The organism is Bacillus cereus group sp. TH152-1LC (assembly GCF_027710505.1).
In the GTDB taxonomy this organism is placed as follows: Bacteria; Bacillota; Bacilli; order Bacillales; family Bacillaceae_G; genus Bacillus_A; species Bacillus_A mobilis.
The window spans coordinates 134,968-157,393 of sequence record NZ_JAQFNK010000004.1; the positions used below are offsets into that span (position 1 = coordinate 134,968).

The window sequence follows — 22,426 nt, forward strand, 5'->3', positions numbered from 1 at the left end:
CCCCTATATTAATTTCTCTGCTACGTATGAAGCAAATACATCTAATGCTACTTCTTCTTGTTCGCCTGTTGCCATATCTTTTAAGTTAATGATGCCTTTATCTAGCTCATCTTCGCCTAATACAGCTACAAATTTCGCTTTTAGACGATCTGCTGATTTAAATTGTGCTTTCATTTTGCGATCTAAATAATCTTTTTCAACTGATAATCCAGCTTTACGAAGATCAAACGCAACTTTCGCAGCATGGTCTTTTGCTTTTTCACCAAGAGCTACAACGTAACAATCGATACTATGTTCAATTGGTAATTCGATGTTTTCAGCTTTTAGTGCCATAATTAAACGTTCAATACTCATTGCAAAACCGATACCTGGCATTTCTGGTCCACCGATTTCTTGTACAAGTCCGTTATAACGTCCACCACCGCTTAATGTAGTGATAGCACCAAATCCTTCTGCTTCACTCATAATTTCAAAAACAGTATGTTGGTAGTAGTCCAAACCACGTACTAAGTTCGGATCTTTTTCAAATGGAACATCCATCATCGTTAATAGTTCTTGAACTTTGTCGTAGTACACTGCTGAATCTTCGTTTAAGTATTCCGTAATAGATGGCCCTGTTCCCATTAATTCATGGTTACGGTCCTTCTTACAATCTAAAATACGAAGAGGGTTCTTTTCTAAACGAGATTGACAGTCAGAACAGAACTCGCCGATACGTGGCTCGAAGTGTGCGATTAACGCATCACGGTGCGCTTGACGGCTCGCTGCATCACCTAAGCTGTTTAATACAACTTTAATATTTTTTAAGCCCATGCCGCGGTAAAACTCTACGGCAAGTGCAATTACTTCTGCATCAATTGCAGGATCGTTACTACCGATTGCTTCAATACCGAATTGTACGAATTGACGATAGCGACCTGCTTGTGGTCTTTCATAACGGAACATTTGACCGATATAGTATAATTTCGTTGGTTGTGTTGCGTCACCGAACATTTTGTTTTCAACGTAAGAACGTACAACAGGTGCCGTACCTTCTGGACGTAATGTTAAACTACGCTCTCCACGATCTTGGAATGAGTACATTTCTTTTTGTACGATATCTGTCGTATCACCAACACCACGTAAAAATAACTCAGTGTGTTCAAAAATTGGTGTACGAATTTCTTTATAATTGTAACGACGGCAAATTTCGCGTGCTTGCCCTTCGATATACTGCCATAACTCAACAGTGCCTGGAAGAATATCTTGCGTTCCGCGTGGGATTTGAATAGACATATTCAGTTCCTCCTCAAATTGTTTTAATCTTAATAAAAATAAAAAAACTCCCGCCTCTACTGTTTGAACAGTAGGGACGAGAGTATTATACCCGTGGTGCCACCCTAATTGAAGCACGTATGCTTCCACTTTTTTAATAACGCTTAAATGTGCGTTCATCTCTACTAAGCATATACGCCGTTCAAGTTGAAACCTCTAGAGTGTCATTCAATCAGTCATCATGTAGAAATGTTTTCAGCCTAAGACATTTCTTCTCTTGCCATGTGTGTCTCATTTACTCTTCTCTATCAACGGTTATATTCATATGTAAATATAAAATTACTATACGTTTGTTGAGTAGGATTGTCAAGTACTCTAAGAGCGTTCAATCTGCTTCTTTAAACGCTTTACATCTTGAAGAGAAATTCCAAACTCAGAAGCGAGCTCCATTGAAGTATTGTTTTGCTCTTTTGAAATAAAATCATGAAAATTCACGTTAAACAATTGATTTGCACCATTTGTAACAGAATGCCCTTTTTCATTCATACGCATACGTATATCCCTCACATTCAATATGGATGTTTTACTTTTTATTGTTCCATATTGATGAGAGAGTTATACATAAACGAAAAAGCTATTGATTCCAAAGTAAGTGAACCTTTCATCCGTGGGAGTTCACTTTCCACAAATAGCGTGATAAATGAACAAAACATACAAAAATGTATAAAAAAGAGAGGGTGATATCCCCCCCTCTTCTTAAGTAACACTATTTACTATCCACAATTAAGGTCACCGGACCATCATTGATTAAAGAAACATCCATCATTGCTCCGAACGTCCCTGTTTCTACATGCAATCCTTGCTTACGAACTTCCTCATTAAAGAAATCGTATAAACGCTCTGCATAGTCAGGTTTTGCAGCATCCATAAAGTTTGGACGTCTCCCCTTGCGGCAATCTCCGTATAATGTGAACTGCGAAATTGATAGAACTTGTCCTTCTACATCAAGTACAGAATGGTTCATCTTTCCGCTCTCATCTTCAAAAATACGTAAGTTCGCAATTTTTTCTGCAATGTAAGTTGCATCTTTTTCTGTATCTTCATGCGTAATGCCAACTAGTAATGTTAAACCGAACGGAATTTGTCCTACGATCTCACCGTCTACTGTGACAGACGCTTCTTTTGATCGTTGTAAAACAACTCTCATCTTTTCTACACTCCCTATTAATGCATCATGCGTCGTACTGCATAAATTTCTGGAACACGTTTAATGCGTTCTACTACTTTTTTCAAGTGCTGTAAGTTACGAATAGAGATTGACATATTAATTGTCGCCATCTTATTACGGTCACTTCTACCAGAAACTGCCGAAATGTACGTTTTCGTCTCTGTAACAGCTTGTAATACTTCATTTAATAAGCCACGGCGATCGTAACCTGAAATTTCGATATCAACGTTATACTCAATTTCTTTTTCAGGGCTACCTTCCCACTCTACTTCCAATAAACGTTCTATAGCTTCTTCTGTATGAACATTTACACAATCACGGCGGTGAATCGATACACCTCGGCCTTTCGTAATATACCCAACGATATCATCACCTGGAACCGGGTTACAGCATTTTGATAAACGAATTAATAAATTATCCGCACCACTTACTTTAACGCCAGAATCCCATTTTCGAATTTTCATCGGTTTACGAACTTCTTTAACTTCAACGATTTCTTCTTCTTCACGTTGCTTACGGAATTTGTCCGTTAGTCGCGTAACAATTTGCGACGCTGTAATCCCGCTATATCCAACTGCTGCAAACATATCTTCTTCATTTGCAAAATTGAACTTCTCAGCAACACGTTTTAAATTGTCAGGAGCTAGCACTTCTTTCATTTCATACTCTAAGCCACGTACTTCTTTTTCAACAAGTTCACGGCCCTTTTCAATATTTTCGTCTCTACGTTGTTTCTTAAAGAATTGACGTATTTTGTTTTTCGCATGAGATGTTTGAGCAAGTTTCACCCAGTCTTGACTTGGTCCATACGAATGTTTCGATGTTAAAATTTCAATGATGTCACCCGTTTTTAATTTATAATCAAGTGTCACCATTTTCCCATTTACTTTTGCACCAATTGTTTTATTTCCAATCTCTGAATGCACGCGATACGAAAAGTCAATCGGAACAGATCCAAGTGGCAATTCCATTACATCGCCTTTCGGTGTAAAGACGAATACCATGTCAGAGAATAAATCAATTTTTAATGACTCCATAAACTCTTCTGCATTAGAAGCTTCATTTTGCCATTCTAATATTTGACGGAACCAAGTAAGTTTCTTCTCTAATGTACCTGTTGTTTCTGCTGTTTTTCCTTCTTTATACGCCCAGTGCGCCGCGATCCCGAATTCTGCAATCTCATGCATTTCTTTCGTACGAATTTGCACTTCAAGCGGATCACCTTTCGGCCCAATTACAGTCGTATGAAGAGATTGATATAGATTTGCTTTCGGCATTGCAATATAATCTTTAAAACGACCTGGCATCGGTTTCCAACACGTATGAATAATTCCAAGTACTGCATAACAATCTTTAATACTATTTACAACGACACGTACAGCTAGTAAATCGTAAATTTCATTGAACTGTTTATTTTGCAGTGCCATCTTACGATAAATACTGTAAATATGTTTTGGTCTTCCAGAAATCTCAGGTTGAATTGAAACCTCTTTTAACTTCTCACGAATACCAGTCATTACTTCATCTAAATACTCTTCACGCTCTGCACGTTTACGCTTCATTAAATTTACAATACGATAATATTGCTGTGGATTTAAATAGCGAAGTGACGTATCCTCTAGCTCCCATTTAATAGTACTAATTCCGAGTCTATGTGCTAAAGGTGCAAAGATTTCTAACGTTTCATTTGCAATGCGACGCTGCTTCTCTTGAGGCAAATGTTTCAATGTACGCATGTTATGAAGACGATCAGCTAGTTTAATTAAAATAACTCGAATATCTTGAGCCATTGCAATAAACATTTTGCGATGGTTTTCTGCTTGTTGTTGCTCATGAGATTTATATTTAATCTTTCCGAGCTTTGTTACACCATCGACAAGCATAGCAATTTCTTTATTAAATTCCCGTTCAATATCTTCTAATGTAATTTCTGTATCTTCCACTACATCATGTAAGAAACCTGCTGATACTGTAGCTGGATCCATGTGTAAATCAACTAAAATACCTGCAACTTGAATTGGATGAATAATGTACGGTTCACCCGATTTTCTGTATTGTTCGCTATGCGCATCACGTGCATATTCATAGGCACGTGCCACTAGCTCAATATCTTCATCTGCTAAATATTGACTTGCTTTCTCGAGTACCTGTTCCGCTGTTAGTACCTGCTCATTTGCCATCGAATCACCTTTTATTGAAAATTGACTTTATCTTAATTAAGTAGAATAAATTATATTCTATCATTATAACCTAATGATTGTGAATTGTGAAAAGGAAAAGATTTTACTGACATTTCACCTTGTTTTTTTGTGCAATTATACAAAAGTACCCGCTCCTCTCCAAGAGATTCACGGGTACTTCTTATCACCGTAGTTTTACCTATATAGTGATTAGTATTTTTCTAATACTAATACATCGTAACCATCTAACATTTTACGACCATCTAAGTAAGTAAGCTCTACTAAGAATGCAATTCCTGCTACAACTCCGCCAAGTTCTTCAACTAGCTTAATTGTCGCTTCAATTGTTCCACCTGTAGCTAATAGATCATCTGTAATCAATACGCGTTGACCTGGCTTAATTGCATCTTTATGGATTGTTAAAACATCTTTACCATATTCTTTACCGTAGTCAACTGTAATTACTTCACGTGGTAATTTTCCTAATTTACGAACTGGTGCAAAACCTACTTCTAACGCATAAGAAACTGGACAACCAATAATAAAGCCACGTGCTTCTGGCCCTACTACAACGTCAATGTCTCTTTTCTTTGCATACTCAACGATTGCATCTGTTGCTGCTTTGTATGCTTTACCGTCGTTCATTAACGGTGTAATGTCTTTAAATACAATACCTTCTTTTGGATAATCCGGTACAATTGCGATATGTTGCTTGAAATCCATATTTCTGAATCCTCCTCAGATCTAAAAGGTTTGTAAATACAAATCCTTTACCCTAACTGTTCTACTTCTTTATGATTACGAATCGTTTCAAACCATGTATATAGTTGCTGATATGTGCTATAAACCAATTCTTTTTCTAATTGTAAGTGGTTCATTTTCTCACGATATGTGTTCGATTCAATTAAATCACGCTTTTGTTTTTTGTCTGCCATAAAAATGACGCCATCTTTTATTGTAACAAATTCTAACTCAAAAAACACCTGTGTCATGAAATTTACTGTATCTTTTGACCAACCTTTATGTCGACATAGTTGTTCTCCATATTGTCTTAAAGAAAATGGTGCTTTTTGGCTCAAGAACGAATAGTACCATTTAAAATGTTCCCTCGTTGGAACAGTACTAAATAAATGATTATTCTCTTGATAAAATAGCGTATAAATTCGCGACGGGAACCCAACTTTAAATAGATTTCTTAATTCATCTGTTCCTTTTGGCAAATCAAGTAACACGATGTATTGATGGTCTAAATGAGTTACTTCTGATGCATGCATCATATGCTCTTTATAGTCTTCTAGAGAAAATTTATTCAATACCTCTTCAGAAAAATACACCATCGTTATTTTTTCTTTCGGAAGTTCTGCTACATTTGCTTCTACGTTACGCATACTACGCCAATCAAATAATTGCCACGCCTCTACAGCAATATCTTGTACCATTAATTGCGGCTTCTTAAAATTATTCCATTCATTGATAGATGCTTCCCCTATTACAGATACCTTTGCAACTGGAGAAATTTCTTTCGCATACGCACCAAAACCAAATCCGATTGTATCCAGTGTCGCTTGTCCATCGCGAAGAGCCATTTTCAAATGAGAGCCATCTGATCCGATTGCACGAATACTTTCTAGCTCTGCATCCTTCACTGCAATACGCGGTTTTGGATTTCCAACACCAAATGGCGCTAACTTTTGCATGTCTTCAATTGCTGCAAGTGTTACATCTTCCACTTTACAAAAAACATCAACAGCGGTAATTGGAATAAAATCTTCTTCTGTTAAAATTACCTCTGCTTGTTCATTTAAGCGGCGGCGCAATTCAGCTACATCATTCATATGTAGCGTCATTCCCGCTGCCATCGGATGCCCTCCGAAGTGTGGCAATAACTCTCTACAATCTGACAAGTTTGCAAACAAATCAAATCCTGCAATACTACGTGCTGAACCTTTTACTGTCTCTTTTACAGGATCAATGCATAATACAAGCGTCGGACGATAAAAACGTTCAACTAATTTAGAAGCGACAATTCCAATTACACCTGGATTCCAGCCTTCTTTTGCAAGCACTAGTACTTTATTGTCTTCTGGCGGGAAATTATTTTCCACTTCAGCGATAGCTTCTTCTGTAATTTGCTTTACAATATCTTTTCGCAGTTTGTTCAGCTCATCAATTTCTTCAGCTAGCTCTTTCGCTTCTTCCGGATCATCTGATAATAAAAGATGTACAGCCGGCGTAGCATCTTCTAAACGTCCAACTGCATTAATACGCGGTGCAAGTGAGAAGCCAATGCTCTCTTCTGTAATTTCACTTTGCGATACATTAGCAACTTTAAATAGCGCCTTGAGTCCGATATTTTTCGTCATGCGCATATGCTTTAAACCGCGCTTCACTAGCAATCTATTCTCACCATGAAGTGATACTAAATCGGCTACTGTACCAATCACTGCAATTTCTAATAAATGTTCTGGTACACGGCCTAATAGTGCATGCGCAACTTTAAACGCAACACCTACACCCGCTAAATAGTGGAACGGATACACACCGCCATCTAATTTCGGATGAATAATCGCAAGTGCTTCCGGCAATTCCGGTGGTGGCTCATGGTGATCTGTAATGATCAGATCTACTCCAAGCTCCTTCGCTACCTTCGCTTCATGCACTGCTGCGATACCAGTATCAACAGTAATAATTAGCGAGAACCCTGCGCTATGTGCCCAACAAAATGCTTCTTCGTTTGGTCCATACCCTTCTGTAAAACGGTTTGGGATATAAAATTCTACGTCTGCACCTAATTCTTGCAAAGCAAGATATAACACAGTCGTACTACTTACTCCGTCCGCATCGTAATCACCAAATATTAATATTTGCTCTCCATTTTGAACCGCCTTATTTACACGTTCTACCGTTCTATCCATTCCTTCTAATAAAAATGGATCATGAAATTCTTGATTTTCTGTATTTAAAAAATCTAAAATCTTATCTTCTGTATCTAGTCCTCTACCGAGGAATAACGAAACGACAAGTGGTGATAATTGTAATTTACTTGCTAATTCACTCACTCGCTCATTATTATATTCTTTTTCTTTCCAACGCGTCTTCGGTTGTAACACGAAATCACCCCTTAACCTGTTCATTATACAAGACAGATTAAGGGGTGACAATATAATGCAAACTACGATGCAATATCTACATACTAAAATGTTAATAATATTTAATTTGGAGAATACGGATTTATATGTACAAACACATTTTGTACGTTATCTTGTTCCATAAGCGTTTCTTTCACATGCTTTCCAATGCGGTGCCCTTCTTCTACAGTAATGTATGGGTCTACAGAAACTTTAATATCCACAATAACGTAATGGCCATGCTCCCTTGCATATAAAGAACCGATTTTTTTCACACCATCTATTTGAAGTACTGCTTTTCTAAGCGGAACAACATCTTCCTCATGCAGAACATGATCAAGTGTTGCATGAATTGCTTCTGCCCCAATACTCCACGCCATTTTTGCAACAAGAAGCGAAACAAATAATCCTGCAATTGGATCGGCATATACAAGCCAATCTAATCCGAACTTACCACCGATAATCGCTGCACAAATACCGATTAAAGCTGCAATTGAAGAAAACACATCCGAACGGTGCTCATATGCATTTGCAATAATTGCATCACTATTTACTCTCTTCCCTAATCGGAATTTATATTGAAACATTCCTTCTTTCACGACAATCGAAAGAACAACAGCAAAAATCGTAATTCCTTTCGGTGGTTCTAGTTCTTGCGAAAAAGCTTTTATAGACGAAATTGCTATCTCGATTCCCACAATAAATAATAATACTGCAACAATAATAGCTGAAATCGATTCCGCTTTACCATGACCATACGGATGATCTTCATCAGGCGGCTGCTTTGCTGCTCGCAATCCAAACAGTACAGCTAGCGAACCAATTACATCTGATGCAGAATGCACCGCATCCGCTAATAGCGCTTTACTATTCCCAATATAACCAATTACCGCCTTTACAATCGCTAATATAATATTACCAACGATCCCGACAATAGCACCAAACTCGGCCTGTTTAAAACGTTCATCTTTTTCCATAATTAAAATCCCTTCTTTTCTTAACCTATCTTTTTATCCCACTTTAATGGGCAGTAGACCCCCACCTCAAAATGCAGCGAAAGCAAAGAAGTTAGGCGGGGGAATCAACTGCCCATAAAAGTCCGATTGGTTCAACTAATAATCAGTGGGGGATGAAGAAAACCCCCACTGATTAAAGTTTCACTTTATTGTAGCAAAAATAGCGATAACATCACCACTTTCTTCCATTTACCCATTTCAAAGTTGCTATCTTATTGTATCCACAAACGAAAAAAGAGATGCCTCATAAAGAGACATCATCTTTTTTATACTTGCGGTTCAGATTCTACTTTCTCAACCTTTTTCTTGTTTTTGCCCTTTTTCAAACGACGGTTTTCAAGCATTAACCAAATTTGAGAAGCAACGAAAACAGAAGAGTACGTACCTACAACTAATCCGACAAGTAAAGCAAACGAGAAGTTACGTAGTGACTCACTACCGAAGATAAGTAACGCAATTACTGGGAATAACACTGTTAATACGGTGTTAATCGAACGACCAAGCGTTTGGCGAATACTTGCATTTACGATTTCTTCTAAGTCTTTTATATCGCGAACTCGTTTTTTCTGTTTGTATAATTCACGGTTTCTATCAAATGTAACAATCGAGTCATTAATAGAGTAACCGATGATTGTTAATACCGCAGCGATAAACGTTAAGTCTACTTCCAGCCCCAAAATACTAAACATAACAATCATAACAAATGCGTCATGTAGTAATGCAAGTACTGCAGATAATGCATACGTAAAGCGGAATCGAATACTTACGTATAAGATGATAACTGCAGAAGCAATCAGTACAGCGATAAATGCATTTCGTGCAATTTCTTTACCAATTGTCGGTGAAACTGTACTTATGTTTGGCTCTGTACCATATTTATCATGGAAGAATGTTTTTGTTTTCGCAATTTCATCTTTTGATAGAACACCTAAAGTACGAACTGCGAACCCTTTATTGTCATCTCCAGTCGGCACAATATTTTCTTCCTTCACATCAATGTTCAATTCTTTAAAATCTTTATGAACATCAGATACAGTAAGTGCTTGTTTTGATTGCAAGTCCATACGTGTACCACTCGCAAAGTCAATACCAAGATTCAATTTGAAAATTGGTAGTATAATTGCACCTGCAATTACAACCACAATCGAGAAGATAAGGAATTTATGACCGATATTTACGAAGTTAATACGATCAAATTTCGTTGGTGGATGTACTACACCTTTTGTTAATGGAATAATATCCTTTTGTTTCACACCGAAATATCCTGGTTTTTTATCGAAGTAACGGCTCTTTACAAGTAATCCTAATAAGAAACGAGTACCGAATACGTTCGTAACGAAACCAACTAAAATACTTACAATTAAACTTGTCGCAAACCCTTGTACTGAGCTTGTACCATATACGAATAACACACCTGCAGCTGCAAGAGTCGTAACGTTTGCATCTAAAATTGTCGCTAATGAACGATGGTTACCAGCACGGAATGCTGACATCATTGACTTACCAATTTTCAGCTCTTCCTTCAGTCTCTCGTACGTAATAATATTCGCATCAACCGCGATACCTACCCCGAGCACTAATGCCGCAATACCTGGTAATGTAAGAACCGCATGCATCCAGTTAAATACGAGTAGCGTAACAAAAATGTATAAACCTAACATAATTACAGCTACAAGCCCTGGTAAACGGTAATATACAAGCATAAATAAGAAAATAAGAGCGATACCGATCGCACTAGCGAAAATCGTTTGATCTAATGCTTGTTGACCAAATTTCGCTCCAACTGATGTTGAATACATTTCTTTTAAATCAACAGGAAGTGCACCTGCATTTAATAAAGATGAAAGTTGTTTCGCACTTTCAACTGTGAAGTTTCCACCTACGATAGATACTTCAGCTTGGTTAAACACTTGGCTTACTGTTGCTGCTGATAAGAACTTCGGATTCGGCTTTGCAGATTCTGCTTTATACGAATCTTTTCCTTCTTCAAAGTCTAGCCAGATTACCATTAAATTCGTTGGTGGTGGCATTTTTGAAATTTTTTCAGTTACTTCACGGAATTTTTCAGCGCTCTTTAGTGTAAGACCTACGCTCGCACGACCTTGCTCATCAAATGTTTGCTTCGCTCCGCCGCCTTTTAAATCCGTTCCGTCCATAAGAAGGTTATCATCTACATCACGGAATGTTAATTTCGCTTGCGTTGATAACATTTCACGTGCTTTTTGCTGATCTTGTACACCAGCAAGCTGTACACGAATTCGATCTTGCCCCTCGATTTGAATGTTCGGCTCACTTACACCGAGAACATTGACACGATTTTCCAGAGCACCTACTGTACTTACAAGTACGTCTCGATCGATTTTATCACCTTTTTTGGCTGGTTTTACTTCATACAGAATTTCAAAACCACCGCGAAGGTCTAGTCCTAGACTAATTCCTTTTGCTATGTCTTTTCCTGCCGCACCAATTACTCCACCGATTAATAAAACGATGAGGAAAAAGGCGGCAATTCTCGTACCACGCTTTGCCATATGTACCCTCTTTCTGCTACTAACACTTTAAATAAATCTCTTACGATTCACTTTTACACGTGTGCATACGCCTAGTTAGTAGACTTCCTTTCTATAATTTTGCTAGTTCATCACTAGCTGTGTCGGTAAGTTTTTCACAATACCTACACTTTCATTATTTATTTTCTCTCTTCACTACCCCCTTTATATATAATCTTAGACATAATTATTTTCTCTTCATCAATACCTATCATTATACTGCAAAAGGAAGAACAAACCAATTGCAGTCGGTTAATTATTTTCATATTCATCAAACGACCAAAGTGGTGCTTGATATGCTTCAACAGTTAAATAAGTCATATATTCATTAGCACTTACTCTTAATACATCATTTACTAATTCATATAATCTAACATCACCGTTTATCTTTTTCCACTTCTTCACTTTAAGAAACTTCCAAATATCATTATCTGTCACTCGGTCGTAACCAAACATGTGAAACTCTTCTACTTTACTTTCTAAAACGACTTGTAACTGTCCGCGGTACGATTCTACCAAAGCCTCTTTTTCTAACATATATAACATCTCCTTCTTATTTAAGCACGAAAAGTCGCTTTTAATCCCGCTCTAATGGACAGCAATAACTACTTTCAAGACCACTCTCTTAAATGCTTGTCATTCTTGTCTCATACGTGCATATAAATTATTGTAAATCATTCCACTGATTTTGAGAAGGTAGGAGAAGATCATGACGAAACAAAGCTTTTTAAAAGGCGCATTTATTTTAATGATAGCCGGCTTTATTACCAAAATCCTTGGATTTATTAACCGGATTGTAATGGCGCGTATTTTAGGGGAAGAAGGCGTTGGTCTTTATATGATGGCCGTTCCTACATTCATTCTAGCAATTACATTAACACAAATCGGCCTTCCTGTCGCAATCGCAAAATTTGTAGCAGAAGCGGAAGCGGTTAACGATAAACAAAGAGTTAAAAAAATATTAACAGTATCATTAGCAGTTACATCCGTTATTAGTATCATTTTAACAATTGGAATTATGCTCCTCACACCTATTTTAGCAAAAACATTATTAACTGATGAAAGAACGTACTATCCATTAATCGCCATTTTACCTGTCGTTCCTGTTATTGCCGTTTCTTCTGTTTTACGCGGCTATTTCCAAGGGAAACAAAATATGAAACCTAGTGCTTACGCCCAAGTTATAGAACAAGTTGTCCGCATTACAATTATCGCTATATGCATTCAGTTATTTTTACCTTACGGTGTAGAATATGCTGCAGCTGGCGCTATGTTATCAGCCGTTCTCGGTGAAGTTGCATCGTTATTATTTTTACTCACTTTATTTCAGCGCGAAAAACATTTATCTATACGCTCTGGATTTTTCACTACTGTAAAGGAAAGCAAAGGGACATTTTATTCGCTTATGGATATCGCTCTTCCAACTACAGGAAGTCGTTTAATCGGTTCCGTTTCATATTTCTTTGAGCCTATCGTCGTTATGCAAAGCTTAGCGATTGCCGGCGTTGCTGCCTCTGTCGCAACCCAGCAATACGGTATATTAAACGGTTATGCCTTCCCACTTCTTTCACTGCCAGCCTTTATTACATACGCCCTTTCCACAGCACTCGTTCCATCTATTAGTGAAGCGATGGCGAAAAGACAGCATAAATTAGTGGAACACCGCCTACAACAAGCTCTGCGGATTTCATTAATTACTGGCGGGTGGTCAGTCGTTATATTATACGTATTCGCTTCTCCTGTTTTAACTCTTATGTATGGATCAGATAGTGCAACAGCATTCATCCAGCTTCTTGCACCTTGCTTTTTATTTCATTACTTTCAAAGTCCACTTACATCTGTTTTACAAGCTTTAAACTTAGCACGGGCTGCGATGATGAATACATTTATTGGCGCAATCGTGAAATTAATCGTTATTTTTGTACTAGCTTCAAGGCCAGAATTTCAAATGATGGGGGTTGCACTTGCAATTGCAGCAAATATAGTAACCGTAACATTCCTTCATTACGCTACCGTTTTAAAGAAAATTACATTCACCATTTACGCGAAAGATTACATTTTCGGCGGACTTGCCATCGGTATTGCAGGCTCCTTCGGTTTTTACCTTCATAAGTACATTATTTTTTCTCATTCACTTGGCGTACAAACCTTATGGGAAATCACTTTAACAACACTCGTGTATATCGTTCTCCTCTTCACTTTCAAACTCATTCGAAAAGAAGAGTTAAGTAGGCTCCCTATCATTCGAAAACTTTCATTTTTGAAATAAACAGGCTTACTATTTCATATAGTAAGCCTCTAGTTTTCTTTCACATCAACAAAAAATTGTCCATTTTGAAAGCTGCAGTATAAAATTTGTTTGATATCGTTATAACCTAAGTTTTTTAATTTCTCAACCAGCCATTCATCTGTATGTTCAATCATTTGTAAATGATTCGATTGGATTTCTCCATCAATAATTAACGGGAGTGTAAAAACCGGCGTATCATTTTTACTCTTTTTACTTTTTTGTTTTTGAAAGACAGATAACTTTCCAGAAGGTTCTAAAATGGCGTATTCTACATCCCTTACATCTCCGACTCCCTGCTCCCTTAATTGCATCATTAAATCATCTATATTATAACGTTGCTTTCTCATCTTCTTTTCATCAATCTTTCCCGCATTTACAAGAATAGCCGGCTCACCTTCTATTAAATGTCGAAAACGTTGATACTTTAACGAAATAACTGACAAAATGATCTGTATACACATAAGAAAAATCATCGGAACTAATTGGTGCCAAAGTGATTTATCAGTATTTTCAATTGCGACTACAGCCATTTCACCAAGCATAATGAATACGACTAAATCTAATACACTTAGCTCTCCAATTTCACGTTTACCCATAAGACGAAAAATAATTAATATGATGATATACAAAAGCATCGTCCGACCAATGATTGATACCCATTCCATTTCTACATCTCCTTTTTCACATATAGACTCCCCTATAAAAAATAAACTAGTCTAACTTCAGCAAAAAGAAAATATGCTTGTATTAAAAAGGGGGAATGTATAAATGGATGGAACGAAAAAATTATCAACTGCAATCGGCTTTGGTATCATTACCTTATTAATTTTGGCAACAATTATTAGCATGGTTATGGCTCTTTTATTAAAATTTACAGATATGAATGAAGGGACATTAGCCGTTACTATTTTTATACTTACTCTTTTATCTATGCTTATATCCGGATTTACTGCCGGCAAAAAAGCACAAGGGAAAGGTTGGCTAGTAGGTTTCACAACAGGTCTTACATTCGCTATACTTGTTTTTCTAGTTAACTATTTAGGCTTCTCTCAAACTTTATCGAACTCACAGTTACTTTATCAATTAGCATTAATGGGGGCGAGTACACTCGGTGGTATTTTCGGGGTAAATATGTCAAAACAAAATAACTAAAAAAAAGCCCTGCACATTTCATGCAGGGCCTTCCTCATTAGTTTTTCACAACTTCACGAATCGCATTGCGATCGAAAGTTAAGTGTGAACCACCAGATTTAATAACGATTTTCGTATCATCTACTGATTCGATTGTACCGTGTAAACCACCGATTGTTACGATAGCATCACCTTTTGATAACTCACTTTGCATTTGAGCAACTGCTTTTTGACGCTTTTGTTGCGGGCGAATTAATAAGAAATAGAAAATCGCAAACATCGCAACAATCATAACGATATTCATCATACCTGGATTCATCTTTGTTTCCTCCTTTTAAATTATGTATTAGAAGTTTTTAGCATTCGGTTTATTAAAGCCATACTGTTCAAAGAATTCTTCGCGGAAATCGCCAAGACGGTCTTCACGAATAGCTTGTCTCACCTGCTCCATTAAGTTTAACAGAAAATGAAGGTTGTGATAAGACGTTAAACGAATTCCGAACGTTTCATCACATTTCATTAAGTGACGAATGTACGCACGAGAGTAATTTTTACATGTATAGCAATCGCAATTTGGATCAAGCGGACCGAAGTCTCTTGCGAATTTCGCATTTTTTACAACTAGACGACCTTCACTTGTCATACATGTACCATTTCGAGCGATACGAGTTGGAAGTACACAGTCAAACATATCAATACCACGAATTGCACCGTCGATTAATGAGTCAGGAGAACCTACTCCCATTAAGTAACGTGGCTTATTATCTGGAAGAAGTGGTGTTGTAAACTCAAGTACACGGTTCATAATATCTTTTGGTTCCCCAACAGATAAACCACCTACAGCGTAACCAGGGAAGTCCATTGAAACAAGGTCTTTTGCACTTTGACGACGAAGCTCTTCGAACTCTCCACCTTGTACGATACCGAATAAACCTTGATCTTGTGGACGTTCATGCGCTTTTAAACAACGTTCTGCCCAGCGACTTGTACGCTCTACAGACTTCTTCATATATTCAAAAGTAGCTGGGAATGGTGGACACTCATCAAATGCCATCATAATATCTGATCCTAATGCATTTTGAATTTCCATCGCTTTTTCTGGTGATAAGAATAATTTATCTCCATTCAAGTGATTACGGAAGTGAACACCTTCCTCTTCAATACGACGGAAGTCACTTAAACTGAATACTTGGAAACCACCAGAATCCGTTAAGATTGCACGATCCCAGTTCATAAATTTATGCAACCCGCCTGCTTCACGAATAATTTCGTGACCTGGGCGCAGCCATAAATGATACGTATTACTTAAAATAATGCCAGAATCCATTGCTTTTAATTCTTCTGGTGACATTGTTTTAACTGTTGCAAGTGTACCAACTGGCATGAATGTTGGTGTATCAAATGAACCGTGCGGCGTATGTACGCGTCCTAAACGGGCACCTGTTTGTTTACAAGTTTTAATAAATTCATAACGAATTGCTGTCATAATTTACTCCTTTTATTTGTTTCCCATTTTAGCGTGAGATGCAACGAACATTGCATCACCAAAGCTAAAGAAACGATATTTTTCTTTTACTGCTTCATTATAAGCATGAAGTACATTATCTCTGTTCGCAAATGCACTTACAAGCATAATTAATGTTGATTTCGGTAAATGGAAGTTTGTAATTAAACCATCAATTGCTTTAAATTCATAACCTGGATACATAAAAATGTCTGTCCAGCCAGAAGCAGCACAAAGCTTGCCTTCATGATCTGTCGCAATTGTTTCTAACGTACGAGTTGAAGTCGTACCTACCGTAATAATACGTCCACCACTCTCTTTCACACGATTTAATAATGCCGCTGTCTCTTCAGACATATGGTAATATTCTGCATGCATATGGTGTTCTTCAATCGTATCGGCAGAAACTGGTCTAAATGTTCCAAGCCCTACGTGAAGTGTAATGAAAGCTAACCCGACGCCTTTTTGTTTTAACTTCTCCAATAACTCTTCTGTAAAGTGAAGTCCTGCAGTTGGCGCTGCTGCTGAGCCAATCTCTTTCGCATATACTGTTTGATAGCGATCGCGATCTTCTAGCGTCTCTTTAATATATGGAGGAAGTGGCATTTCTCCAAGTTCATCTAAAATTTCATAGAAGATGCCGTCATATGAAAATTCAAGCTGACGTCCCCCTTGATCTGCAGTTCCTGTACAAGTTGCTTTTAATTTCCCTTCGCCAAAAGAGATAACAGTTCCTTCTTTTACACGTTTCGCTGGCTTAACAAGCGTTTCCCACGTATCGCCTTCTTCTTGTTTTAAAAGAAGTACTTCAATGTGCGCACCTGTATCTTCTTTCACACCGTGCAAACGAGCAGGCATTACTTTCGTTTCATTTAAAACTAAGCAATCCCCCTCATGTAAGTAAGAAAGAATGTCTGAAAAATGTTTATGCTCAATATCGCCTGTTTCACGGTCTAACACCATTAATCTTGATGTTTCACGATCTTCTAACGGGACTTGTGCAATAAGTTCTTCTGGTAAATGAAAATCAAACAGATTTATATCCATAACTATATCCACCTATTTCTTATTTGAATCGATTTATTATATACATAATAAAAGATAATACAATACTTAACACAATACATGTAATGACAGGAAAATAAAAGGTAACGTTTCCTTTTTTCACAAAAATATCGCCTGGAAGTCTTCCAATGAACTTCCAAGCTAATCCGACAACAATGAGTAAGATACCTGCTGTAATAAGCAATTTTGGCATCTCCGTCATACTTTTGGCATCTCCATTCCGAAATGCTCATATGCAAGCGGCGTTACAATTCGGCCCCTTGGTGTTCGTTGTAAAAAGCCAATTTGTAATAAATATGGCTCATATACATCCTCAATCGTATGAGATTCTTCTCCGATCGTTGCCGAAACCGTTTCTAACCCGACTGGTCCACCGCGGAATTTCTCAATAATACCAAGCAATAATTTATGATCGATATGATCTAGACCTAATTTATCTACTTGCAGTAGTTCTAACGCCATTTGTGTAATTTCCATTGTAACTGTTCCGTTACCACGAACTTGCGCGAAATCTCGTACACGTCGTAATAAACGATTCGCAATACGAGGTGTACCACGAGCACGTCTTGCAATTTCTAGTGCAGCTAACGAATCAATTTCAACTTCAAATACTTCTGCTGTACGTTCTACAATCTCAGACAACTGATCTACTGTATAGTACTCTAATCTTGAAAGTACACCGAAACGGTCACGAAGTGGTGCTGATAATGCCCCTGCACGTGTCGTTGCTCCAACTAATGTAAATGGAGGTAAATCTAAACGTACAGATCGTGCTGACGGTCCTTTCCCAATTACAATATCAAGGCAAAAATCTTCCATCGCAGGATATAACACTTCTTCAATCGATCTATGCAAACGATGAATTTCATCTATAAATAATACATCCCCAGGCTGAAGCGCTGTTAATACAGCTGCTAAATCTCCTGGTCTTTCAATTGCTGGGCCTGAAGTTGTTCTAACATTAACGCCCATTTCATTTGCTATAATATTTGCAAGCGTCGTTTTACCAAGTCCTGGTGGTCCATATAGAAGCACGTGATCTAACGTTTCTTCACGCATTTTCGCTGCTTCAATAAACACCTCTAAATTATGTTTCGCTTTATCTTGGCCAATATACTGACGGAGCGTCTGTGGCCGTAATGAATATTCTAAATCTGAATCTTCATATGCAGATTCCCCTGAAAGGAGACGTTCGTCCATTATACTCACCTCTTACCATTTAGTAAAAGACTAAGTGCCTTTTTAATATACTGATCCGTCGTTAATGATTCTTTTAATAACTCTGGTACAACGCGAGAAACTTCTCGTTCTGCGTATCCAAGTGCGCGCAGAGCTTCCAGCGCCTCATCAAGCTCAGCTGATGAACCTTTCTTCTCATCAAAACGTTCTGTATCTGAGAATAAATCAACAAATGCATCTGGTACGACGTCAGCTAGTTTTCCTTTTAAATCTAAAATCATTTGGCGCGCTGTTTTCTTTCCGACGCCCGGGAATTTCACTAGAAACTTCTCGTCTTCATGTTCAATCGCTTGAACGACCTGTCCTGTTTGACCAGAAGCTAAAATTGCAAGAGCGCCTTTTGGTCCAATGCCAGATACACCTAGCAACTTTGTAAATAATAAACGCTCTTCACGTGTTTTAAACCCGTAAAGCGCCATAATATCTTCTCTCACATAATGATATGTAAAGACACGGATTTCTTGCTTACTTCTTTGAAATACATACGGATTTGGTGTGAAAATTTGATACCCAATTCCATTATGGTCAATTACGACATATTCCGGTCCTACATAGTCCACGTAACCTGTAACATATTCAAACAAAATGCGATCTCTCCCTCTTAAATCATGTATTCCATTTTAACATATTTAATGATAGAAAAGCGAGACTACCCCAACAAATGTTCTCTATTAGAAACTTCTGTTATTTTCCATTGACAGAAAGCCCGAAGCACCTTAATATACAGAAGTCGATAATGATTATCAATATTAATTAAAGGGGTTACATCAGGATGAAACAGAAGTTATTTATTTTATTTACTATTATGCTAGTCGTTCTTTCTATCGTTGGCTGTTCTTCTCAAAAAGAAGAATCAAACGCGAAAGAACAACCGAAAACAAAAGTTGTAAAACACGATAAAGGGGAAGCTACAATTCCAGTAAATCCAAAGCGAATTGTTGACTTATCTGGATCAACAGAAGAATTATTACTTCTTGGACACAAACCTGTTGGTACGGCAAATACATATAAAGATAAAATCCAAAATCACTTAACAGAGAAATTAGATGGTGTAAAAGCAGTAGGTTGGTACTGGGCACCTAAAGTTGATTTAGAAGCTGTTACTGCTTTAAAACCAGACTTAATTATTTTAAATAATCGTCAATTGAAGATTTATGATCAATTAGAAAAAGTTGCACCGACAGTTGTTCTAGAAACAAACTTAGAAGACTGGCGTGGTAAGTTTAAAGAAGTAGGTAAACTGTTTGACGAAGAAAAGAAAGCAGACAAATGGATTGCAGACTACGATAAAAAAGCAGACTCTTTATCTAAAAAGATTAAAGAAAAAACAAAAGATGAGAACTTTATGTTCGTCGCAGTTACGCCACAAAACTTCCGTGTATACGGTAGCTTCGGATACGGTGACATCATCTTTAACGACTTAAAACTTCCAGCAACAAAAGGTACAGATTTAAAACAAACGATGGCACAAGTATCACTAGAAGGTCTTGTTGCATTCCAACCTGATCAAATGTTTATTGTAAACTTCGGCGGCGAAGCTGATAAAGTTTACGAAGACTACAAAAACAGTGCCGTTTGGAAAGACAACAAAGCAGTAAAAAACAATCACGTATATGAAGTATCAAATGAAATCTTCAATACGAAAGCATTCAATCCAATCGGAAAAGATATGCTAATTGATGAAATCGCAAAACAAATTTTAGCTAAGAATAAATAAGAAAAAGCAGCTCACCATGAGCTGCTTTTTTTCTTACTCTGCACTGCGTATTGCTTCATTTTTTCAATCGTCTTCACAAAACCTTCTTTTGATTTAATACGAATACCACGCTTCAATTTCGCACGCTCATAACTCTCCAGCTTTTTCATATCAATTTGAAAGAAGGAATGAATCGCATTATCACTTTTCGGTACACCTTTGAAAATTTGTAATATCCCTTCCTCTGACACACCAAAATAACCGCTCGTCTTTAATAACGGAGAAATATCATCAATTTTCTTTTGTAATACGATTTGTACATCATCACGATCAACGAGCTGCCATTCTTTATATTGCTGTAAAAACTTTTCTAAGTCCGCTACTTTTTCTGTAAAGATTTCCTCACTTACTTCTCCATCAACATACATTCGCTCTAATAAAATTGTAACTTCAGGCTCTTTTTCTGTTACTTCTGGTACTGGACCTTCCGCCTTCACATTCGTTTCATAAACGAAACAAAACATCATAACGAAAGCTTGCATCGTAATCAGTATCCATCTCATTTCCGTTCACCTCTTTTAGGCAAGATCAAACTTTCATTAGTAGTTTTTCCGGAAATGGAGGTTTTATCCATATAAATGACCATATTATATTTCTCTCGAAAATAAAAAAATACAGATAAAGTTCTACCTTATCTGCATTAGCATTTGTTTTTATATAAAGTGAAAGACGCCTGCAAAGCAGGCGTCTTGATGCGTTTACGGCGAGAGACCAGGCGACCACATTCGCGTGTTTAGCACTTAAGCATATCTCTCGTCTTACGTAAATTAGCTCATCGCTTTGCTAATATAACATTAATAAAGTATAAGTGCAACATGTTTATAAAAATATTTTATTTCCTCTTCCATCCAAAAAAAATATATGTAAATTATAAATTGATAAATGTAATATATATATTACAATTGATATGACAGCGAAATCATAATAAACAGGAGATAGATATTATGAAAAAAATTAAGGATGAGCGTCTCATTCTGCAAACGTTAAAAAATATTCGAATTGCTTTTCTTTTTCAATCACTTGGTATAATTGGCATTTTAGGCTATATAGGATTCACTGAAGGAATGGATAAAATCACGAAATCTCCCTTATGGTTATTATTTATCCTTACGAGTATCGTACTCAGTTATTTACAGTTAAGTGTTTCTATCGATGTAGAAGAAAGCGAAAAAGAAATAAAATTAACTCCTTATTACAAAATTATTTTACGTTCTCTTATTGTAGGAATCGTTATGGCTATTATTTATATTATTTTCAGTCCAGAAAGACCTCTCTTTGAAGCTATTTTAACAGGGGGTATTCTCTTCATCTGCTTTTTAGGTTCTTACTCCGTTAGTTATTTTATAAAAAAACGTCGTTTACAAGAAGACGATGAAAAAAGAGGAAGGGCTAACCCTTCCTCTTTTGTTTTGCTATCGCATAGTACCAGTTAAACCGTAACGAATGTCTCGGAACATATTTGTTATGTCACGATTAAAATCGTTTGTAACTGTACCGTTACGTAGTCGTGTACTCATTGCATCGACACGAGTAAACATGTCATTTCTTACAGAAACATATACGTTTCTGTTTCCAACTTCATTTACAACTGCTTGACGAACTTCATTTGCAAGCGCTGTTTCATTCGATACTGGATTACGTGGTTTTACCGCAATCGCCACATCGTTTCCATATACAACTGTAGACACGCGGTCTACGTTATTCATACGTTTCACACGATTTGTAATTCTTTTTGCTGTTTTACCATCATTGTTAATGTATGAATTATTCATTGTAATATTACGTGTTGGATGCGGATTAGCAATTTGACCGTTGTAATTTACATCGCGGTAATAATTGTTATACCCTGTATCGTTACGACCATTTCTATATGTTACATAATCTGTATAACGATCATTACGCGTTACATTATCACGATACTGATGTGTATCATTATATGATGTACGCTCGTAATTGTAGTTACGTCCATCCATTGCATTGTTATCTTTTGGTGTACCACATGCAGCTAATGCACTGGTAACTAACAAAGAAGCAGCAATCACTTTTACTTTCGTATTCAATACAAAAACCCCCTCTGTTAGAATGA

General features: G+C 37.1%; 22 protein-coding genes and 1 other annotated feature. Of the genes, 4 read left to right on the top strand and 18 right to left on the bottom strand.

Going from position 1 to position 22,426, the window contains the following annotated elements; all coding sequences use genetic code 11:
• Positions 1 to 3: 3 nt before the first annotated feature.
• From hisS to PDL00_RS12855, 9 genes are all read right to left on the bottom strand, one after another.
• On the bottom strand, positions 4 to 1,275 hold the full coding sequence (hisS, locus tag PDL00_RS12815; RefSeq protein ID WP_270729374.1) for a histidine--tRNA ligase: 1,272 nt from the start codon (positions 1,273 to 1,275) through the stop codon (positions 4 to 6).
• 69 nt (positions 1,276 to 1,344) lie between these two features.
• Positions 1,345 to 1,575: a binding site (T-box leader), on the bottom strand.
• 54 nt (positions 1,576 to 1,629) lie between these two features.
• A complete protein-coding gene (locus PDL00_RS12820; RefSeq protein ID WP_001242605.1) occupies positions 1,630 to 1,806 on the bottom strand; it encodes a hypothetical protein in 177 nt (58 codons plus the stop codon).
• A 214-nt stretch (positions 1,807 to 2,020) separates the two neighbouring features.
• Positions 2,021 to 2,461, bottom strand: a complete 441-nt coding sequence (locus tag PDL00_RS12825; protein WP_001266958.1) for a D-tyrosyl-tRNA(Tyr) deacylase — start codon at positions 2,459 to 2,461, stop codon at positions 2,021 to 2,023.
• Between the two features lie 17 nt (positions 2,462 to 2,478).
• A complete protein-coding gene (gene relA / locus PDL00_RS12830; RefSeq protein ID WP_001262800.1) occupies positions 2,479 to 4,662 on the bottom strand; it encodes a GTP diphosphokinase in 2,184 nt (727 codons plus the stop codon).
• Between the two features lie 210 nt (positions 4,663 to 4,872).
• Positions 4,873 to 5,385: an adenine phosphoribosyltransferase gene (locus PDL00_RS12835; RefSeq protein ID WP_000346221.1), complete on the bottom strand. Its 513-nt coding sequence runs from the start codon at positions 5,383 to 5,385 to the stop codon at positions 4,873 to 4,875.
• Positions 5,386 to 5,432: 47 nt separating this feature from the next.
• Entirely contained in the window at positions 5,433 to 7,772 is a 2,340-nt protein-coding gene (gene recJ, locus PDL00_RS12840) for a single-stranded-DNA-specific exonuclease RecJ (RefSeq protein WP_270729376.1), read from the bottom strand.
• Between the two features lie 101 nt (positions 7,773 to 7,873).
• Positions 7,874 to 8,767 carry a cation diffusion facilitator family transporter gene (locus PDL00_RS12845; RefSeq protein ID WP_270729377.1) on the bottom strand — a complete coding sequence of 298 codons (894 nt, stop codon included), beginning with the start codon at positions 8,765 to 8,767 and terminating at the stop codon, positions 7,874 to 7,876.
• A gap of 305 nt (positions 8,768 to 9,072) precedes the next feature.
• Positions 9,073 to 11,337 carry a protein translocase subunit SecDF gene (secDF, locus tag PDL00_RS12850; protein ID WP_270729379.1) on the bottom strand — a complete coding sequence of 755 codons (2,265 nt, stop codon included), beginning with the start codon at positions 11,335 to 11,337 and terminating at the stop codon, positions 9,073 to 9,075.
• Positions 11,338 to 11,607: 270 nt separating this feature from the next.
• Positions 11,608 to 11,892, bottom strand: coding sequence for a post-transcriptional regulator (locus tag PDL00_RS12855; RefSeq protein ID WP_242253439.1), 285 nt, complete (start codon positions 11,890 to 11,892; stop codon positions 11,608 to 11,610).
• 172 nt (positions 11,893 to 12,064) lie between these two features.
• On the opposite strand from PDL00_RS12855, the gene spoVB reads away from it, so the two are divergent.
• The gene (gene spoVB, locus PDL00_RS12860) at positions 12,065 to 13,624 is read left to right on the top strand and encodes a stage V sporulation protein B (protein WP_270729382.1); all 1,560 of its coding nucleotides are present in this window, start codon (positions 12,065 to 12,067) and stop codon (positions 13,622 to 13,624) included.
• Between the two features lie 29 nt (positions 13,625 to 13,653).
• On the opposite strand, the gene PDL00_RS12865 is transcribed toward spoVB, so the two are convergent.
• Positions 13,654 to 14,310 carry a DUF421 domain-containing protein gene (locus PDL00_RS12865; protein ID WP_270729384.1) on the bottom strand — a complete coding sequence of 219 codons (657 nt, stop codon included), beginning with the start codon at positions 14,308 to 14,310 and terminating at the stop codon, positions 13,654 to 13,656.
• Between the two features lie 103 nt (positions 14,311 to 14,413).
• Between PDL00_RS12865 and PDL00_RS12870 the strand changes: the two genes are divergently transcribed.
• Entirely contained in the window at positions 14,414 to 14,797 is a 384-nt protein-coding gene (locus PDL00_RS12870; protein WP_270729386.1) for a TIGR04086 family membrane protein, read from the top strand.
• Between the two features lie 37 nt (positions 14,798 to 14,834).
• Here PDL00_RS12870 and yajC read toward each other — a convergent pair whose 3' ends face one another.
• Genes yajC through ruvA form a run of 6 tightly spaced genes read right to left on the bottom strand, consistent with a single transcriptional unit; the run spans position 14,835 to position 19,168 of the window.
• Positions 14,835 to 15,095 carry a preprotein translocase subunit YajC gene (gene yajC, locus PDL00_RS12875; protein WP_001068068.1) on the bottom strand — a complete coding sequence of 87 codons (261 nt, stop codon included), beginning with the start codon at positions 15,093 to 15,095 and terminating at the stop codon, positions 14,835 to 14,837.
• 27 nt (positions 15,096 to 15,122) lie between these two features.
• Positions 15,123 to 16,262: a tRNA guanosine(34) transglycosylase Tgt gene (gene tgt, locus PDL00_RS12880; RefSeq protein ID WP_000125362.1), complete on the bottom strand. Its 1,140-nt coding sequence runs from the start codon at positions 16,260 to 16,262 to the stop codon at positions 15,123 to 15,125.
• A gap of 12 nt (positions 16,263 to 16,274) precedes the next feature.
• Positions 16,275 to 17,327: a tRNA preQ1(34) S-adenosylmethionine ribosyltransferase-isomerase QueA gene (gene queA / locus PDL00_RS12885; protein WP_132131050.1), complete on the bottom strand. Its 1,053-nt coding sequence runs from the start codon at positions 17,325 to 17,327 to the stop codon at positions 16,275 to 16,277.
• 19 nt (positions 17,328 to 17,346) lie between these two features.
• On the bottom strand, positions 17,347 to 17,547 hold the full coding sequence (locus tag PDL00_RS12890) for a DUF2905 domain-containing protein (protein ID WP_000138163.1): 201 nt from the start codon (positions 17,545 to 17,547) through the stop codon (positions 17,347 to 17,349).
• Complete coding sequence (gene ruvB / locus PDL00_RS12895; protein ID WP_000344467.1) at positions 17,544 to 18,545, bottom strand: Holliday junction branch migration DNA helicase RuvB; 1,002 nt, start codon at positions 18,543 to 18,545, stop codon at positions 17,544 to 17,546. Before ruvB ends, PDL00_RS12890 begins: the two co-directional genes overlap by 4 nt.
• Positions 18,546 to 18,550: 5 nt before the next feature.
• On the bottom strand, positions 18,551 to 19,168 hold the full coding sequence (ruvA, locus tag PDL00_RS12900) for a Holliday junction DNA helicase RuvA (protein WP_061677193.1): 618 nt from the start codon (positions 19,166 to 19,168) through the stop codon (positions 18,551 to 18,553).
• A 188-nt stretch (positions 19,169 to 19,356) separates the two neighbouring features.
• On the opposite strand from ruvA, the gene PDL00_RS12905 reads away from it, so the two are divergent.
• Entirely contained in the window at positions 19,357 to 20,301 is a 945-nt protein-coding gene (locus tag PDL00_RS12905; RefSeq protein ID WP_270729391.1) for an iron-hydroxamate ABC transporter substrate-binding protein, read from the top strand.
• Positions 20,302 to 20,312: 11 nt separating this feature from the next.
• On the opposite strand, the gene PDL00_RS12910 is transcribed toward PDL00_RS12905, so the two are convergent.
• Positions 20,313 to 20,843 carry a BofC C-terminal domain-containing protein gene (locus PDL00_RS12910; RefSeq protein ID WP_270729393.1) on the bottom strand — a complete coding sequence of 177 codons (531 nt, stop codon included), beginning with the start codon at positions 20,841 to 20,843 and terminating at the stop codon, positions 20,313 to 20,315.
• Between the two features lie 441 nt (positions 20,844 to 21,284).
• Here PDL00_RS12910 and PDL00_RS12915 point away from each other — a divergent pair, with 441 nt between their 5' ends.
• Positions 21,285 to 21,773 carry a branched-chain amino acid ABC transporter substrate-binding protein gene (locus tag PDL00_RS12915; protein WP_270729395.1) on the top strand — a complete coding sequence of 163 codons (489 nt, stop codon included), beginning with the start codon at positions 21,285 to 21,287 and terminating at the stop codon, positions 21,771 to 21,773.
• On the opposite strand, the gene PDL00_RS12920 is transcribed toward PDL00_RS12915, so the two are convergent.
• Positions 21,753 to 22,400 carry a YhcN/YlaJ family sporulation lipoprotein gene (locus PDL00_RS12920; protein ID WP_270729397.1) on the bottom strand — a complete coding sequence of 216 codons (648 nt, stop codon included), beginning with the start codon at positions 22,398 to 22,400 and terminating at the stop codon, positions 21,753 to 21,755. The two genes, PDL00_RS12915 and PDL00_RS12920, sit on opposite strands and share 21 nt — an antisense overlap.
• Between the last annotated feature and the right edge of the window lie 26 nt (positions 22,401 to 22,426).